Origin of the sequence: Loktanella sp. DJP18 (assembly GCF_049310965.1) — a bacterium.
Classification (GTDB): domain Bacteria; phylum Pseudomonadota; class Alphaproteobacteria; order Rhodobacterales; family Rhodobacteraceae; genus Loktanella.
This window is the reverse complement of record NZ_JBMERN010000397.1, coordinates 1-606: the sequence shown is the minus strand read 5'-3', so window position 1 is coordinate 606 and position 606 is coordinate 1. Positions and strand designations below refer to the sequence as shown.

At 55.9% G+C, this 606-nt stretch carries 1 pseudogene; it reads left to right on the top strand.

Annotated elements, in window-relative coordinates:
• Nucleotides 1–418: 418 nt before the first annotated feature.
• Nucleotides 419–606: pseudogene (locus tag ACOI1H_RS26115) on the top strand (transposase); the annotation flags it as partial.

The following is a 606-nucleotide window of genomic DNA, read 5'->3' as shown; positions in this document are numbered from 1 at the left end:
TACATGTCGCTTGAAACTCTCGCACGCGTAACCGACAATCCAACCATCAGGCTGCCCGCCGTGGCCTCCTGATCAGTCTCGGACCTCTCCAAGGGTCGCGCTTCTTACACCAAGCATTGGGACACGATCATCCGGAATACCAGACCAACCCTGCATTCGGTTGGGTGAAGGTGGGATCAAATCCAGCGGTCCTCAGCACGGCAGGGCGTGGCCGTGTGAACATTCATGGGCTGTGAACCTTGAGAGCTTCGACGGACCTTTTGTCGAGGCCATAACCGTTGATGGGGTCAGTGCAGCACAACTGCTGACCAAGGTCGAAGCGCGCAACCCTGACAAGCGCATCATTCATGTCATCTAGGACAAAGCGGCCTACCACAATGGGCCCGATGTCAGAGCTTTCCTCGCTAGGACAGCTTGCCGTATCCATCTGATTCAGCTGCCGCCCTACTGCCCTCATCTCAATCCGATTGAGCGACTTTGGGCCGTCCTGCACCAATACGTGACCCACAATCGCTGCTACCCAAATCAGAAGCAGTTCGCCGACGCCATCCTTGCATTCATACGTAAAACCATCCCGCAGGAGTGGACGAAATTCCGCGACAAGGT